The organism is Ponticaulis profundi (assembly GCF_042659465.1).
Taxonomy (GTDB): Bacteria; Pseudomonadota; Alphaproteobacteria; order Caulobacterales; family Hyphomonadaceae; genus Ponticaulis; species Ponticaulis profundi.
This window is the reverse complement of the sequence record NZ_JBHSSW010000005.1, coordinates 92963-108217: the sequence shown is the minus strand read 5'-3', so window position 1 is coordinate 108217 and position 15255 is coordinate 92963. Positions and strand designations below refer to the sequence as shown.

Annotated in this window: 15 protein-coding genes; 5 read left to right on the top strand and 10 right to left on the bottom strand. The window is 57.2% G+C overall.

All coding sequences use genetic code 11. From position 1 onward, the window contains the following. The first annotated feature begins 15 nt into the window (after positions 1-15). Positions 16-1092: a histidinol-phosphate transaminase gene (hisC, locus tag ACFQDM_RS05575; RefSeq protein ID WP_377376584.1), complete on the top strand. Its 1077-nt coding sequence runs from the start codon at positions 16-18 to the stop codon at positions 1090-1092. Further along, on the top strand, positions 1092-2021 hold the full coding sequence (locus ACFQDM_RS05570; RefSeq protein ID WP_377376581.1) for a prephenate/arogenate dehydrogenase family protein: 930 nt from the start codon (positions 1092-1094) through the stop codon (positions 2019-2021). Before hisC ends, ACFQDM_RS05570 begins: the two co-directional genes overlap by 1 nt. Before the next feature lie 15 nt (positions 2022-2036). Here ACFQDM_RS05570 and ACFQDM_RS05565 read toward each other — a convergent pair whose 3' ends face one another. From ACFQDM_RS05565 to ACFQDM_RS05545, 5 genes are read right to left on the bottom strand one after another with little or no spacing between them, the layout of a single operon-like run. Next, positions 2037-3023, bottom strand: coding sequence for a DUF2125 domain-containing protein (locus ACFQDM_RS05565; protein WP_377376578.1), 987 nt, complete (start codon positions 3021-3023; stop codon positions 2037-2039). Continuing rightward, the gene (locus ACFQDM_RS05560) at positions 3020-3763 is read right to left on the bottom strand and encodes a lysophospholipid acyltransferase family protein (RefSeq protein ID WP_377376575.1); all 744 of its coding nucleotides are present in this window, start codon (positions 3761-3763) and stop codon (positions 3020-3022) included. The genes ACFQDM_RS05565 and ACFQDM_RS05560 overlap by 4 nt, the downstream gene beginning before the upstream one ends. Before the next feature lies 1 nt (position 3764). Next, positions 3765-4349 (bottom strand): YdcF family protein, encoded by a 585-nt coding sequence (locus tag ACFQDM_RS05555; RefSeq protein ID WP_377376572.1) that lies wholly within the window; start codon positions 4347-4349, stop codon positions 3765-3767. A 1-nt stretch (position 4350) separates the two neighbouring features. Beyond that, positions 4351-5223 (bottom strand): cell division protein FtsX, encoded by an 873-nt coding sequence (locus ACFQDM_RS05550; RefSeq protein WP_377376569.1) that lies wholly within the window; start codon positions 5221-5223, stop codon positions 4351-4353. After that, complete coding sequence (locus tag ACFQDM_RS05545) at positions 5216-5947, bottom strand: cell division ATP-binding protein FtsE (RefSeq protein ID WP_377376566.1); 732 nt, start codon at positions 5945-5947, stop codon at positions 5216-5218. Before ACFQDM_RS05545 ends, ACFQDM_RS05550 begins: the two co-directional genes overlap by 8 nt. Positions 5948-6014: 67 nt before the next feature. Between ACFQDM_RS05545 and ACFQDM_RS05540 the strand changes: the two genes are divergently transcribed. Both ACFQDM_RS05540 and ACFQDM_RS05535 read left to right on the top strand, forming a co-directional pair. Continuing rightward, on the top strand, positions 6015-6962 hold the full coding sequence (locus ACFQDM_RS05540; protein ID WP_377376563.1) for an MJ0042-type zinc finger domain-containing protein: 948 nt from the start codon (positions 6015-6017) through the stop codon (positions 6960-6962). 12 nt (positions 6963-6974) lie between these two features. Then, a complete protein-coding gene (locus ACFQDM_RS05535) occupies positions 6975-7499 on the top strand; it encodes a phosphoribosyltransferase (protein ID WP_377376560.1) in 525 nt (174 codons plus the stop codon). 9 nt (positions 7500-7508) lie between these two features. Here ACFQDM_RS05535 and ACFQDM_RS05530 read toward each other — a convergent pair whose 3' ends face one another. Genes ACFQDM_RS05530 through argH form a run of 4 tightly spaced genes read right to left on the bottom strand, consistent with a single transcriptional unit; the run spans position 7509 to position 13138 of the window. After that, positions 7509-10166 (bottom strand): DUF4175 domain-containing protein, encoded by a 2658-nt coding sequence (locus ACFQDM_RS05530; protein WP_377376557.1) that lies wholly within the window; start codon positions 10164-10166, stop codon positions 7509-7511. Beyond that, positions 10151-11416: a diaminopimelate decarboxylase gene (gene lysA / locus ACFQDM_RS05525; protein ID WP_377376555.1), complete on the bottom strand. Its 1266-nt coding sequence runs from the start codon at positions 11414-11416 to the stop codon at positions 10151-10153. The genes ACFQDM_RS05530 and lysA overlap by 16 nt, the downstream gene beginning before the upstream one ends. Positions 11417-11426: 10 nt before the next feature. Next, positions 11427-11744: an LPS translocon maturation chaperone LptM gene (lptM, locus tag ACFQDM_RS05520; RefSeq protein WP_377376552.1), complete on the bottom strand. Its 318-nt coding sequence runs from the start codon at positions 11742-11744 to the stop codon at positions 11427-11429. Beyond that, complete coding sequence (gene argH / locus ACFQDM_RS05515; RefSeq protein ID WP_377376550.1) at positions 11741-13138, bottom strand: argininosuccinate lyase; 1398 nt, start codon at positions 13136-13138, stop codon at positions 11741-11743. The genes lptM and argH overlap by 4 nt, the downstream gene beginning before the upstream one ends. A gap of 26 nt (positions 13139-13164) precedes the next feature. Between argH and ACFQDM_RS05510 the strand changes: the two genes are divergently transcribed. Continuing rightward, positions 13165-13779 carry a TlpA family protein disulfide reductase gene (locus ACFQDM_RS05510; protein ID WP_377376548.1) on the top strand — a complete coding sequence of 205 codons (615 nt, stop codon included), beginning with the start codon at positions 13165-13167 and terminating at the stop codon, positions 13777-13779. A gap of 5 nt (positions 13780-13784) precedes the next feature. On the opposite strand, the gene sthA is transcribed toward ACFQDM_RS05510, so the two are convergent. Continuing rightward, entirely contained in the window at positions 13785-15176 is a 1392-nt protein-coding gene (sthA, locus tag ACFQDM_RS05505) for a Si-specific NAD(P)(+) transhydrogenase (RefSeq protein WP_377376545.1), read from the bottom strand. Positions 15177-15255 lie beyond the last annotated feature (79 nt).

Here is a 15255-nt window from a genome sequence, read left to right as displayed (position 1 = left end):
ACGACAGGATGCGTCATGGCCCCGAAGCCTCTACCGAATGTACTGGAAATCAAGCCTTATGTGCCAGGGCTTGCTGCTGAATCCGGCTATAAGCTGTCTTCGAACGAAAATCCGCTCGGCTGTTCGTCGCTGGCCGTCGAGGCCATCAAGACAGGATTGTCTCAGCTGGAGATCTATCCGGATGGCGGCTCCAATCTGCTGCGGGAAGCCATTTCGGAACGCTATGGCATTGATGCCGACCGCGTGATCTGCGGCGCAGGGTCGGATGAAATCTTCCAGATGCTGGCGCGTGCTTTCCTGGCACCGGGCGACGAGATCATACAATCGGAATACGGCTTTCTGGTTTACAAGCTGGTTGCGCAACAGTCGGGCGCAAAAACCATCAGCGTGCCGGAAAAAGATCTGGTGGCCGATATTGATGCCATGCTGGCTGCGGTGACCGATAAGACGCGCATTGTCTTTCTGGCAAATCCGAACAATCCGACCGGCACGTATCTGCCATTTGATGAAGTTCGCCGCCTGCATGCAGGTCTGCCGGAAGATGTGCTTCTCGTTCTGGATGCGGCGTATGCCGAGTATGTGCAGAAGAACGACTATAGCTCGGGCCTCGAAATGGCAGCGAACTATGACAATGTCCTGATGACACGCACCTTTTCGAAGATCCATGGTCTGGCTTCTCTGCGTCTGGGGTGGGCCTTCGGGCCAGCCGCTGTCATTGATGCGCTTAACCGTGTGCGTGGTCCATTTAACGTGAATGCACTCGCTCAGCTTGCCGGTATCGCTGCGCTGAAGGATGAGGCGTTTGCTCAAAAGTCTGCCGATTTCAACAATGCGGAACTCGATCGTCTTTTGCCTGCCGTTCGTGAGACAGGTCTGACGGTTTATCCAAGTGTGGGGAATTTCTTCCTCGTGCGCTTCCCGCAGTCGGACGGCAAGACGGCAGAAGCAGCCAATGCCTTCCTTCAGTCTCGGGGCCTGATCGTGCGGAATGTCATGGCGTATGGTCTGCCAGACTGCCTGCGCATCTCTGTCGGACTCGAAGACGCAAACACGAAGGTGATTGAAGCGCTTCAGGACTTCATGGCGGCCTGATGGAGTTACCAGTCGTCAAACGCGTCGCCATTATCGGCATTGGTCTGATCGGGTCTTCTCTGGCGCGTGCCGCCAGAGAGTACGGCGCGGCCGGGTCCGTCGCTCTGTATGATGGCTCAGCCGATGTGCGTGCCCGTGCGCGCGAGATTGGCCTCGGTGATGTTTATGACGACGTCAGTGACTGCGTACGCGACGCTGACATTGTGATCCTCGCAACGCCGGTCGGCGTGATGGGAGCGCTGGTGCAGACATTCGCCTCCGCCATGAAGGCAGATGCAATCCTGACGGACGTTGGCTCCGTCAAAAAAGCGGTTGTCGATGCTGCGCTTGAGTCTGTGCCGGACCATATTCACTTCATTCCTGGTCACCCGATTGCAGGCACCGAAAAATCCGGCCCGGATGCAGGCTTTGCGAGCCTGTTCCGTGATCGCTGGTGCATTCTCACACCAGCAACCGAGCTTGCTGATGACGCGGGTCAGGCTGCACTAAAGCGGCTTTCCGATTTCTGGACGGTGATTGGCAGTCAGGTGCAGGTGATGGACGTTGAGCGACATGACCGCGTACTCGCCATTACCAGTCACTTGCCCCACCTCATCGCGTTCAACATTGTTGGCACAGCGCACGATCTGGAATCGGTTGATCAGGGTGATGTGATCAAATTTTCTGCAGGCGGTTTCCGCGATTTTACACGGATTGCCGCATCTGACCCGATCATGTGGCGCGACGTGTTTTTGAACAATAAGGATGCAGTCCTCGAAATGCTGGGACGTTTCAATGAGGATCTCGCCGCCCTGCAACGGGCCATCCGCTGGGGAGAGGGCGAACAGCTTCGCAGTTTCTTTGAACGGACGCGCGGTATTCGCCAGAGCATTATTGATGCAGGTCAGGATACTGACGCAGATAACTTTGGCCGCGACACCAAGAAGTAAGATCTGCCGGGCGGTTTAGTATTCGCCCAGCTTGTTCCCGAGCAGATAGATACCGCGATCTCGCAGCTCGACTGTCGCAAAGTTATTATTGCGGCTCATCAAGCCGATTGTTCCGATCAGCTGGTTCGTCTCCTGATCCAATCTTCCGGCGGCTTCAAGCTGTTCGCGCAACGCATCTACATTCTCCAGATGAATGCCGATCGTGCCATTGGGTTGATTGTCCCGGCTGAGTTTAATGCTGGCCCGCGCGGCGAGATCAAGCTGCCCCCAATTTACTTCTCCGCGACGCAGATGGATCTGATTTTCGTCAATCCGCCATTCTGTGAAACTCAGGTCTTCCGTCAGGAGCGGATAGAGGTTCTCGATTTCAATCCAGATCACCAGCTCTTCGCCGTCTGGTCCAAGCCAGGTCAGATCATCCGGCGCGCGCTCGAGCGTGAAGTCATCGATAGAAAAGGCGAGTTGGCCAGATGTTGGCGCATCAGGCATCGGGCGTATGCCGAACATCAGGTTATTGAGTTCCAGCACGCGCATATTGTTCTCGGCGATCGTCAGGGACGGTAGCTCAATCCGCAGGTCACGCACGGTCTCACTATCATAGCGGACGCTGAGTGCAGATTTTTCTGCCGGAACCAGTGAGAACTGGCGCCCATCGGCGAGCGTGATGTCGCTTTTGCCGGGCATCTGAGCGATGACATGATAGAGATTATAGCTCTGCGCGGCGAGTTGGACGCGTTCTGACTCCAAGCGCCATCCATCTGCGGACGAAACAGCGACGGGCGCCTCGAGTTTCAGTTCAAAGCGATAGGGAAATCCGGAAATTTCCATATTGTCGTAGGTGATGTCGACGCCGGCTTTGCGCTGGTCTTCGATCCAGTCGAGCGCGCCTTTGCGAATTTCACCGGACATCCAGAACCAGTAACCGGAATATCCGCCAATCACGAGAATAACGAGCAGGCCGAGCCATACCGGCAGGCCAAGGCCCTTTTTCTTTTTGCTCATGCGCTTACCCCGATAGCCGCCTGCGCGCGCTGGCCTTCTTCGAGCAGCTTCGATGTACCGCTTTCAAGCTGCTCAGTCAGCGTTTTCATGAATGCCTTGCGCTGGAGGCCCGGTTCGATCGACGGGAGAATCTCAATCACCATCTCTCCGGGGTGACGGGTAATGCCCCTCGCTGGCCAGCAATAGCCTGTGTTGAGGGCAATCGGGACGCATGGCACACCCAGCTCTTTATAGAGCAATGCAATGCCTGGCTTATAGTCTGGCTCAGCGCCGGGAGGCAGGCGCGTGCCTTCCGGGAAGATCAGCAGGCTGCGTCCGTCTGCGAGCGCTTTCTTGCCCTTTGCCGCCATGTCTTTCAGCGTCTTGGTCGACCCCTGACGGTCAATCGCGATCATGCCCGCCTTGGCCGCATACATGCCGAAGATCGGATAATACATCAGCTCTTTCTTGAGGACGAAACACGGGTCATCGAGAAACAGGAAAGCCATCAGAACGTCCATGGTGGACTGGTGCTTTGGTGCAATCAGTGCGGGCCCATCCGGCAGGTTCTCGCGGCCGCGTATCTCTGTACTGGCGCCGCAGAACACTTTCATGCCCCAACGGGCAGCGCGTGCCCATGTACGGATTCCCAGCATAACCGCAGAACGCGGCATAAGAAGTGATGGCAGCCAGAGAATGCCGAGCACAACCATCGAGCCATAGAGCCAGATGACAAAAAGAAGAGACGTCAGAAAGTTCATATCAAAATGCCAGTAAGAGAGCTGTCACACGGTATTTGGTCCATTCCGTGGCAAGACCGCGAAAGCTTGTCCAGGATTTCCACCATGTCCTCGGCTCGATCCGGGACTGCATTGGATATGGCGTAATTTCGACATCAGGTACATAGCGACGAAACCACAGCCGGGCCCGTGGCATGTGATAGTCCGATGTCACAAGGATCAGGTGCTTATAGCCGTGTTCTTCCACCCATCGGGCTGTTTCCACGGCATTGCTTTCGGTCGATGAGGCAATCCGGCCAATATCGATACAGCAGGCGTAAAGGTCCTCATTTCCGCCGCCGGTTTCGATCAGGGCCGTTGTGCTGACGCTTTTATGGACGCCGCTCACCAGCAGCCTTTCCCCTGCGCCCGCTTCGAGCAATCTGATTGCTGCTTCAATGCGTCGGCCAGACCCGCCGGTCAGGGCAACAATGCCCTCTGCCTGCGGGTTTTCAGGCTTTTCAAGCGATGCAACCTCGTGAACCCAGCGATAGAAATCGGCTGAGGCCACAAGGGCCGCGAGGATCACGCCAAGGATCAATGCGTAGCGTTTCCGCCGAAACACCATGTTAGCCTAACTCCGCAAGCGCCCTCGTAACCGTTACGCGGGCAGCAAACATAGAAACGAGCGCGGAGACAATTGGTGTCACGACAAGGATCACAAAAGTACCCAGATCCGGTGACATTTGCGGCAGAAGCCAGCTGCGGTCTCCCGATTGTCTGGCGGCGAAGAACAATAACAGCGCGCCGAGCAGCGCAAAGGCAGCGCCAAGAGCGCCGGCTTTCAGGCCGAGCCCAAAGAAACGAAATTCGAACAGGCGGGAAATGAACCGATCGCTCGCGCCACATGTATGAAGGACGCCGACAACATCACGCCGTGCCAGCAGCGCCGCATGTGTCGCGAACGCGATCACGGACACCACGATGGTCACCAGAAGGCCAAGGGCGACAAGACCCGCGATACGCAGAACCCCGAGGCTGCGTTCGACGTCCTGAGCCCATTGCGCAAAGATCTCGACCTTTACCGGGTAGCCCAGCTCATCAGCCTTTGCCTCAATCTGTTGGCGGATATTCACCGCATCCGGATTGGACTGAACAATGATGTAGGTTGGTACGGGCAGGTCTTCGGGCAGATCATCGCCCAGCCATGGGCCAAGCAGAGCTTCGGTGTCTGAGCGGAGTTCTGGCGTCGCGGTGTAGATGTCGTCGAGATCCTGCAGCGCGGCGGCGAGTTCTGAGGCTTCAACATCACCGCCATCAATCAGGCGGACATTGACTTCCCCCTGAACCTGTCCGGCCCAGCTCTTGGCTGCGCCATAGGCTGCACTTGTTGCCAGCGCCGTCAGGGCCGCCAGAAAGCACAGCGCGGCGACCACAAAAAAGAGCGCCGCTTCGCGGGCGTCTTCCTGGGGCAATAAGGGTGTGCGGCGCCCGTCACTCATCTTCGCCACCATATGCAGAACCTGTTGATGAGCCCTTCATCAGCAAGCCGTTTTCCAGTCGCAACACCGGCGCGCCAAGCCGCTTGACCAGCGTCAGGTCGTGTGTGGCGATAAACACTGTGGTGGAGAGACGTTTGTTCAGCTCCAGGATCAGACGAATCAGTCGCTCGCCCATTTCCGGGTCGACATTGCCGGTCGGCTCATCGGCGATCAGAAGGTCGGGTTTGTTAACAAGTGCGCGTGCGATGGCAACACGTTGCTGCTCGCCGCCCGAGAGCGTGGTCGGCTTGGCATTGATCCGCTCTCCCAGTCCGACCCAGTGCAGAAGCTCCATCACATCGTCACGATATTCGCGCTCATTTCGGCCAATGACGCGTAACGGCAGTGCCGCATTCTCATAGGCTGTCAGGTGATCAAGCAGTCTAAAGTCCTGATAAACAACGCCAATTCTGCGGCGTAGATTGGTCAGGACTTTCCGTTCCGCGCGCGAGGTGTCCACGCCGAACAGCCAGACGCGCCCCGTGCGCGGTGTCTGCGCCAGATACATCAGCTGGAGGAGGGTGGTTTTGCCAGATCCGGAGGGTCCCGTCAGAAAGTGAAAGGAGCCGGGTCTTAACGCCATGTTAATGTCACCTAACACATGGTCGCCTTGTAAGTAACCATGGTTAACACCATCCATGCGGATGGTTGGTTCATCGGGCAGAAAGGACGTCTCGGTGATCATTTCAGAATTTCAGTCTTCAGGACTGTCTTTGTGCGAATCATGGGACGAAGCATACTCGTCTCGTTAGGTGGAGAAGACTTCAGTGATCCTCTCATGTCCATCCTGTTCCGCACAATATTTTGCCGATGACAAGGCCATCGGGGAAAACGGGCGGACTGTCAGATGCGCAGCTTGTGGGCACGCATGGTTTGCGCGGCCTGAGTTGTCGCTCGAGGAGCGCTTTAACGCGTCCGACCTCTCTCGCGAGAAGGTCGAGCGTGTGCGTCAGGCGACAAAAACCTCTCTTCAGCCGCATCAGGCCATTCGCGAAAAGGAATTCGCCCGAAAGGCAAACGGCGCGAAGTTCGCAGCCTTGTCTGCATGGGGCATGTCAGCGGTTCTGTTTCTTGCCTTTGGGGCCTTCGCTGTCATGCAGCGCGATATGGTGGTCAAGCTCTGGCCCAAGGCGTCTTCGGCTTATGCCATGGCGGGGCTCGACACCAATCGATTCGGCCTGGAGTTCGGGCCGGTCTCCGCCGAGCGCACATTCGATGGCACAATGCCCGTGCTCAGCATTGCCGGCACGGTCGATAACATCACCAATCGGGATCAACGTGTTCCGGTGATCAAGGTCGAGCTGCGCGATGATCACGGAGCCACCGTCGACAGCGTCCTGATCTCACTCGATATGGATATCCTGCCAGCGGGCGAGGAGGGCCATTTCGAAACGACGCTCGATAGCCCGCCTCTGGAAGCCTTTGATCTGGCCATGTCATTCGTTCAGGCAGACGAGATCGGCGCTCGGCTTGTTGAGCCTTCCGTTGACGGCGTTGATCATCATCCTGCCGACGATCACGGAAGTGATGATGGCCATGGTCCCGCAGACGATCATGCGCCAATCGATGATCATGGGTCTGACGACGCACATGGCCCGGACGAGGAACACCCGCCCGCGAGCGATCCGCATGCGACAGATGATCCACATGAGGTGGACGACTCTCACGGAACAGACGATACTCATCCGGAAGATCACTGATACGGAAATCCGATGAGCACTCCTGAATTTGACGTCCTGCTTGATGAGCAGGAAGTGCAATCGCGTGTAAAAGCGCTGGCTAAGGAACTCGCGCCGCAAATGACGGGCGATTGGACGGCGGTTACCATTTTGCTGGGCGCAACGCCCTTCACGACAGACCTGATGCGTCACCTCGCAGATGAGGGCGTGCACCCCATGATGGATGCGATCTGGCTTGAGAGTTATCGCGACCAGCGCGAAAGCACGGGCCGCGTTGTGGTGCGTGCGGATCTCTCACGTTCCGTCAGCGGGCGCGGCGTCCTGCTGATTGATGATGTGTTTGACACAGGCCGAACCCTTCAGTTTGCGCGCCAGCATCTGCTGACCAAAGGCGCGCGCGAAGTGATCACCTGTGTCCTTGCCCGCAAGCCGAACGCGCCGCTGTATGGTGCAGACAGCTGGGCGTATGACGCGCCTGATCGCTTTCTGGTCGGCTATGGCATGGATGATGCGGGTCTGTATCGCGGTCTGCCTTATCTCGGTGCCGTTAAAACCTGAGCTCAGCCTCTAGAAGCGATCAAGCAGACGACGCAGATATTCGCGTTCTTCTTCACTGTCGGATTCATTAAGACGGCGGCGTAAATCGTCGAGAATGTCGCGCGCGCGCTGGCGATCAATCTCATCCGGGATGGTTTCTTCATCGTCACCATTCGGGCGCGCGCCGCCAGCTGTTCTGCCGAGCGGATCGCTCTCATTGATGGTGTCCTCACCATTCTCGCCACGGCGGGCGCTGCGGCGCTCGTCCAGTTCTTCGGCCAGACCGCCAGCGGCATCGCGCATGGACTGAACCGCTCGGTCCTGATTCCATTGTGCGGCATCGAGATCGCCCTGTTGCAGGGCACGTTCGGCGCGGCGCAGAGCCCGTTCAGCATCTTCCAGCTGTTCGTCGGAGAGCGCCGCCATGCCTTCTCCATTCTCGTCACCATTTTCGATGAAGGCCTCAAGCTGATCGCGCAGATCACTCTGGCGCTCAGCAAGGGAGCGGCTGTCCGTTTCCTCACCATCTTCGCCCGGCTCTCCAGGTACTGGGCCGCGGTCTTGTTCGCTGTTTTCGTCGCCGAAGATATTGTTGGAATTGGGGTCATCAAACAGGCGTGGAATGCCATCTTCTGACTCCCCCGACCCAAAGCGCTCCTGCATCGTGTCGTCATTCAGGCGGCGTTGTTCTTCGAGGATTTCAGCCAGTCGGTCCAGAGCGCCCTGAAGTGCTTTTTCTTCCGGACTGGCGTCTTCGTCGCCTTCCTGTCCTTCTTGGCCGGGCATGCCTCCATCGCCGTTCTGACCCTGCGTGAATTGCAGATTGTTCAGAAGGTTCGCCACATCATCCAGCAATTGGCGGGCAGCATCTGTTGCACCGGTTTCCGTGAGATCCTGAAGCGCAGCCAGCATATCCTCAAGGTCCTGACCCTGCAGCATGGTGTCCGGCATTTCGCCACCACCACCGCTGCCGCTCTGGTCGCCATTCATCAGCGCTTCGGCCATGCGCGCGGCGATATACTCTTCGGCAGCATCACGGAAGGCCTGCATCAGGCGCTGTATTTCTTCTTCGCTCGCGCCGTCACGCAGCGCGCGTTCAAGAGCGCGGCGAGCTGCTTCGAGACGTCGTGCGGCATCGGCCAGAGTGCCAAACTCAGCCCGAAGGGCGATCGACCAAAGCAGATCATCGATTGGCTCAACATCATCTTTGGCGCGCGCGAATTTCAGCATGTCGAAAGACCGACGCAGGCCCATATAGATGGCATAGTCATCAATGAAGATGTCCGGACGATAGGTGACCGCGTCCAGCATCAGGGCAGCCTGCTGGTAGCCCTCTGGTGCGTTCTCGAGCCTGTCACCAAAGCCATTGATGTCAGACGGGGAGGTGGTCGCATCCGCAGACGCGGCACTGATATAGCCCTCTTCTTCACGCAACACGGTCAGACGGACTTCCTGGCTGGACTTCGCCAGAGGCTCCAGAAACAGTTTTTCAGGCAGAATGAATGGAAGCGTTTCGCTTTCCTGAGACTGACCTGCGGAATCGGTGGCAATCAGGGTGAGGTGAACCGGCAGACCTGCCCATTTGTGACGCGTCAGATCGAGGCTTGCCGTTTCGTCGGCTGAACGGGCAAACGCAACCGGCAATTCCAGTGGCAAAGTATCTGAGGCGTCGGTTGAAACGCCAGAGTCTTCATGCGGCTGAATCCGCAGCTCGACGCTCGCAAGGCCGTAATCGTCTTCCGCGCTCCAGTCGAAGGTCATCTTGTCATCACTGGTCGGTGACGGATCGCTGGCAAACTGGATAGTCGGCACCTGATCTGCAGCGGTCTGTATGTCCCACTCGGCGCGCTTGCCCCAGAAATGCAGCGCAATGGTTTGCGGCGCGGTGACGGGCAGGCTGACTTCGAAAGAGCCATCTTTCTGGCGTTTGAGTTTGAGCGATTTCGGTCCCTGGAGATTCTGCTCAGACGTAGCGCGACGTTTCAGTTCCGGGGTTGCCGGGCCGTGTACGCGGAAGGTGAGCGTCGACCCGGCCGGAACATTCGCGCCCTGTGTGCTCGATGTCAGGAAAACGGGGGCCTCACCTGTGTATTCCGGCGGTGTGAGCCAGGCCGAAATATCGAGATTCTGAGCGCCGAAGACAGCGCCGATATCCGGGGAGAAAGCCGTTGCAAACCGGGAGGGGGCTTTTGTGAAATTTAGGCCAAGCAGAGCGAGAAAAATCACGGGCACCACAAAGCGCAGCGCCAGAGGGTCGCGTCGCTTCCAGGCCTTTCGAAAGCCGGGAGATTTGAGCTGAAGTGCTTGTTGCGCCAGAGACTGGCGGTGCGCTTTCCAGATCGCACGTGTCTCAGCATTGGTCTGCGCAGGATAATCCTCAAGTCCGGAAAGCGGACGCTGAGGGTGTGTTTCGTCCAGTGCGGTCTTTGCGGCCTTGTCGCCTGGTAATTTCAGCCTCTGCCAGCCAAAAACAAGCAAGCCGATAAAGGCGGCAAACAGCCCATAAAGCACGATCGCTCGCGGCGCCATTGGCAATGCGTTGAACGTACCGATGACGGCGAGGATCAGAAAGACGAGCGCCAGACCAAAGGGAAGGGCAAAAGCATCGAACCATGCCAGACGCGACAGTCTGGCCTTTGTGCGTGCGATGCGGGCACGCAGTTCGGGATGCTTTAAGATGTTATCCACTTCGGAATTTGCTCGCTTGAGACGATTTCTTCAAATGTTGGCGCGCGACGAACCAGATCATGTTGTTCGCCATCTACCAATACTTCAGCACATATTGGCCGGGTGTTATACTGGTTAGACATTACAGCGCCGTAAGCACCGGCTGACATAAAGGCAACGAGGTCGCCTTCATGCAGTTCCGTCGTCTCATAGTCTTTCGCAAATCGGTCCGTGCTTTCGCAGATCGGGCCGACCAGATCGTAGGTCTGTGTCCAGTCGGAGGCTGATTTGACAACCGGCTTCATCTCGTGGACAGCCTGATACAGCGCCGGGCGCATCAGGTCGTTCATGCCTGCATCCAGAATGGCAAAGCGTCGACCGTCGCGTTCTTTGATGTATTCGACGCGGGAGATGAAAATCCCGGCATTGCCCGCGATCATGCGTCCGGGTTCCAGAATGACCTGAACGTCCAGATCGCCAAGAACGTCGCGCACCATGGCGGCATAGTCAGATGGGGATGCCGGAACATCACCATCGCGATACGGGATGCCAAGTCCGCCGCCAAGATCGATGCGTTCAATCGGAATGTTCATGTCGCGCAATTCGCGCACCAGGCCGACCACTTTCTCGAACGCGGTGCGCATTGGCGCAATGTCGGTGATCTGGCTGCCGATATGCACGTCCACACCAGCCACCTGAATGCCGGGCATGTCCATGGCTTCTTTGTAGATGTCCTTGGCTTCATGCCAGGCAATGCCGAATTTGTGTTCTGCGGCACCGGTCGAAATATTGGCATGACCGCCCGCCGCGACGTGTGGATTTACCCGCAGGGCAATCGGTGCTTTCACGCCGCGTGCTTCTGCCAGTCGCGACAGACGATGCAGTTCCGGGATCGATTCCACATTGAACTGGTGAATGCCGGCATCGAGTGCCGCATTCAGTTCGGACACGCTTTTGCCCACGCCGGAAAAGACGATTTTTTCGGCCGGTATGCCAGCTTTCAGTGCGCGATAGAGCTCGCCGCCACTGACGACATCTGCACCTGCGCCCATGGACGCCAGCGTTGCGAGTACCGCCAGATTGCTGTTGGCCTTCACAGAATAGGCAATGAGGCAGGACTGGGTTTCAAATGCCTCAGACAACACGCGATAATGGCGTTTCAGCGTGGCCGTCGAGTAGACATAAAGAGGTGTGCCATAGGTTTCGGCCAGATCTGGAATGGCGACATCTTCGCAATACAGGACGTCGCCGCGATACTCGAAATGGTGCATGTGACGGAATTTACTCTTCTACGGGCGGCAGGCCGCCGGATTCAATAGGTGTGGTCGGTTTCGCCAGAGGCTTGTCGCCGCCATTTTCGTTCTCAATCCAGACAATCTCACCCGTTTCAGGATCACGGTAAGAGGTTGTCGGCTCCGGCTCAGGCTCGCTGCGTTGACGCAGGGCAGCTTCCTGTTGTGGTTCTTCTACGGCAGGCGGTGTTTCCGGCTCGTTCGGATTGCCCCACATAGGATCCGGGCGCTCCAGGTCTCCACGAAGTCCGCAAGCGGACAGAGAGAGGGCAGCCAGGCAGAGCGGCAGTGCGATCAGGTGTTTCATTCAAGAAGCTCCTTCCAACGGGAAATCTGTTCTCGCACACGCGCTGGCGCGGTTCCACCATAGCTCGTGCGAGAGTTTACGGATGCTTCCACAGTCAGCACCGAATATACGGCATCTGTAAGGCGAGGTTCGACAGACTGGAGCTCTTCGAGTGACAAATCGGCAAGGTCGCAGCCCTTGTCTTCCGCGAGCTTCACAGTCGCGCCGGTGACATGGTGGGCCTCTCGGAAGGGCAGGCCGAGTTCGCGCACGAGATAGTCGGCCAGATCGGTTGCGGTTGAGAACCCATGGGCGGCGGCTGCGCGCATGGCATCTTTATCGACTGTCCAGCTGGAAACCATGCCTGTCATACTGGCAAGACACAGATCGAGCGCATCAAAGGCCAGGAAGGTCAGTTCCTTATCTTCCTGCATATCTTTCGAATAGGCCAGCGGCAGACCCTTCAGAACGGTCAGAAGTGCCTGAAGCGCGCCGTAAATACGCCCGGTCTTGGCGCGGACGAGCTCAGCGGCGTCGGGGTTGCGCTTTTGCGGCATGATGGAGGAGCCGGTCGACCACGCATCGGACAGGCGAACGAAGTGGAACTGAGCTGACGCCCAGATCACGATTTCTTCGGCCAGTCGTGACAAATGCATGGCGCAGATCGAGCAGGCAGAGACCGCTTCGACCGCAAAATCGCGTGCGGACACAGCGTCCAGTGAGTTGGCCATCGGAGCAAAGAAGTCGAGCGCTTCGGCGGTCTGCTCACGATCAATCGGGAAACCGGTTCCGGCCAGAGCCGCCGCGCCAAGCGGGCTCTCATTCATGCGCACAAGGGCATCCTGAAAGCGTGATTTATCGCGAGAGAACATCTCGACATATGCCATCAGGTGATGGCCAAAGGTGACAGGTTGAGCGGTCTGCAAATGGGTGAAGCCGGGCATGACGGTTTCAGCATGCAAATCGGCCTGATCGATCAAGGCTCGCATAAGCGCCTCAGCCTGGTCGGCGCGGGTTTTCAGTGCTTCGCGGACCCACAGGCGGAAGTCTGTTGCGACCTGATCATTTCTTGAACGGCCCGTGTGCAGGCGTCCAGCCGGCTCGCCGATCAATTCCTTGAGGCGGGCTTCGACATTCATGTGAATGTCTTCGAGATCTTTTCGGAAAGGAAAGTCGCCTTTGCGGATCTCTTCAATCACTGCGTCGAGGCCGCCCAGAATGGCATCACGGTCGGCTTCAGTGACAATGCCGCGGTCAGCCAGCATGCGCACATGGGCTTTGGATCCTGCGATATCTTCTTCGGCCATGCGTTGATCAACATCGATCGAGGCGTTAATGGCTTCCATGATCTGGTCTGGCTTTGCGGCAAAGCGTCCGCCCCACATTTCCTGACCTTGCGCTGGCTTTTTCGCCATGATGACTATCTCAATCCTTTCAGAGGATGAAGGACACCGCACTTATGGCAATGCTCACCCGATATGGTATTCCGGCCATGCTTCTTATTGGCCTTTGTTCTGTTGTCTATGTCTGGTTTTCCGCGAGTTCAACGACAGAACCGAAGACAGGGCTGAAAACCTACGCTGTTGGTGACCTGAAATCACTCCAAATTCGCGCAGAACCTCCCATTCAATCGGATGCCGAACTTTTGGGACCTGATGAATCCATGCTCACCCTGGCTGATTATCAGGGGCGAATTCTGGTGGTGAACTTCTGGGGTACCTTCTGCGCGCCCTGCATTGTGGAGATGCCGACACTGGCTGCGCTGCAGGATCGCTATGACGAAAACGACCTCAAAGTGATGGCGATTTCGGTTGACCGGGTAGGTGATTTTCCGCTGGCGCGAAAGCAGCTGGCCGACCTCACCGATGACAGGCTCGAGTTCTTCGCCGATCCGACGCGCGGTGTCTTGTTCGACTCTCTGGTTGCGGGTTTCCCGACAACGCTCATCTATGGCGAGGATGGCCGTGAGCTGGCCCGCCTCGAAGGGGAGGCAGACTGGGCTTCTGAAGATGCCTTTTCATTTTTCGACGCACTCGTTTCACAGGCGAGCGAGTAAGCGCTCTAGACCCGGGGCATCCGGTTCCAGGCGTCCAGCGCCGCGATTTTGTAAGCTTCGGCGAGCGTCGGATAGTTGAAGGTGTTTTCGACGAAATACTCCAGCGTTCCGCCTAGCGTGATGACGGCCTGCCCGATGTGAATGAGCTCGGTTGCGCCTTCACCGACAATGTGTGCGCCGAGCAGTTTCCGGCTTTTCAGGGAGAAGATGAGTTTCATGAAGCCGGAATTGACGCCCATAATGTGACCGCGGGCGGTTTCGCGAAACCGCGCCACGCCGCATTCATAAGGCTCTTTGCGAGCGCGGACTTCTTCTTCCGTCTCACCAACCGTCGAGATTTCGGGCACAGCGTAAATCCCGTATGGGAAATATTCAGGCGGCGCTTCTGTCTGAACATTGAAAGCAGCACGCGCTGCGATGCGTCCCTGTTCCATCGCCGTTGAGGCGAGGCTCGGAAACCCGATAATGTCACCGCAGGCATAGATGTGTGGGACATCTGTCTGGAAAACCTTTTCATTTACTTTCAGACGTCCACGCTTGTCAGAGGTCAGGCCCGCAGCTTCCAGATTAAGGCCTTCAACCGCGCCTTGGCGGCCCGCCGCATAGAGCACCATTTCCGACCAGACCTGACGACCATCCTCGAGTTCGACCAGGCAGGCGTCTTCTCCCTGACGTGACACGGATGTTGTAACAGCGTTGAGGCGAATGGTGACGCCGCGATCGCGCAGATCATGCATGAATTCGTCAATCAGTTCCCGATCCACGAATTTCAAAAGTCCATCTGCGGCTTCCAGTACGGTGACTTTAACATCCAGAGCGCTGAAAATCGTCGCATATTCAATACCAATGACCCCGCCGCCGATAACGGTCAGGCTTCGTGGCAGGCGCGTGAGTTCAAGTATTTCATCTGCATCGAGAATGGCATCATCGAAGGGAATATCGTCCGGACGATAAGGCCGCGTGCCGATAGCGAGAATGAACTTATCGGCGCTGGCTTTGAGAATTTCGCCTTCGCCACAGTCGATTTCTATGCTGTTCGCATCTGTGAACTTAGCTGCGCCACGCGCGATCTCGACCTTGTTCCGGGTGAACTGGTGCTCGAGAAGTTCCACTTCATGGTCGAGCGTTTTCGTCAGACGCTGCATCAGATCATCTGCCGTGATCCGGTCTTTGACCCGATAGCCGCGTCCGTAAAATCCACGCTCCCGCCAGCCCGTCAGGTTCAGAACCGTTTCGCGCAATGTCTTGGATGGAATGGTGCCGGTATGGACACAGACACCGCCGACGCGCCTGCCTCGATCAACACAGAGGACAGTTTTCTTGAGCTTTGCGGCCTGAACCGCTGCCCGGCGTCCGGCCGGCCCGCTGCCAATGACAATCAGATCATAATGCGACAAGTGAGCTTCACCTTTTATTGCTGGCCTCAGAATTTGAGACTGGCGCAATATGGTAAAGATCAGATGGCTGTATTCAGGG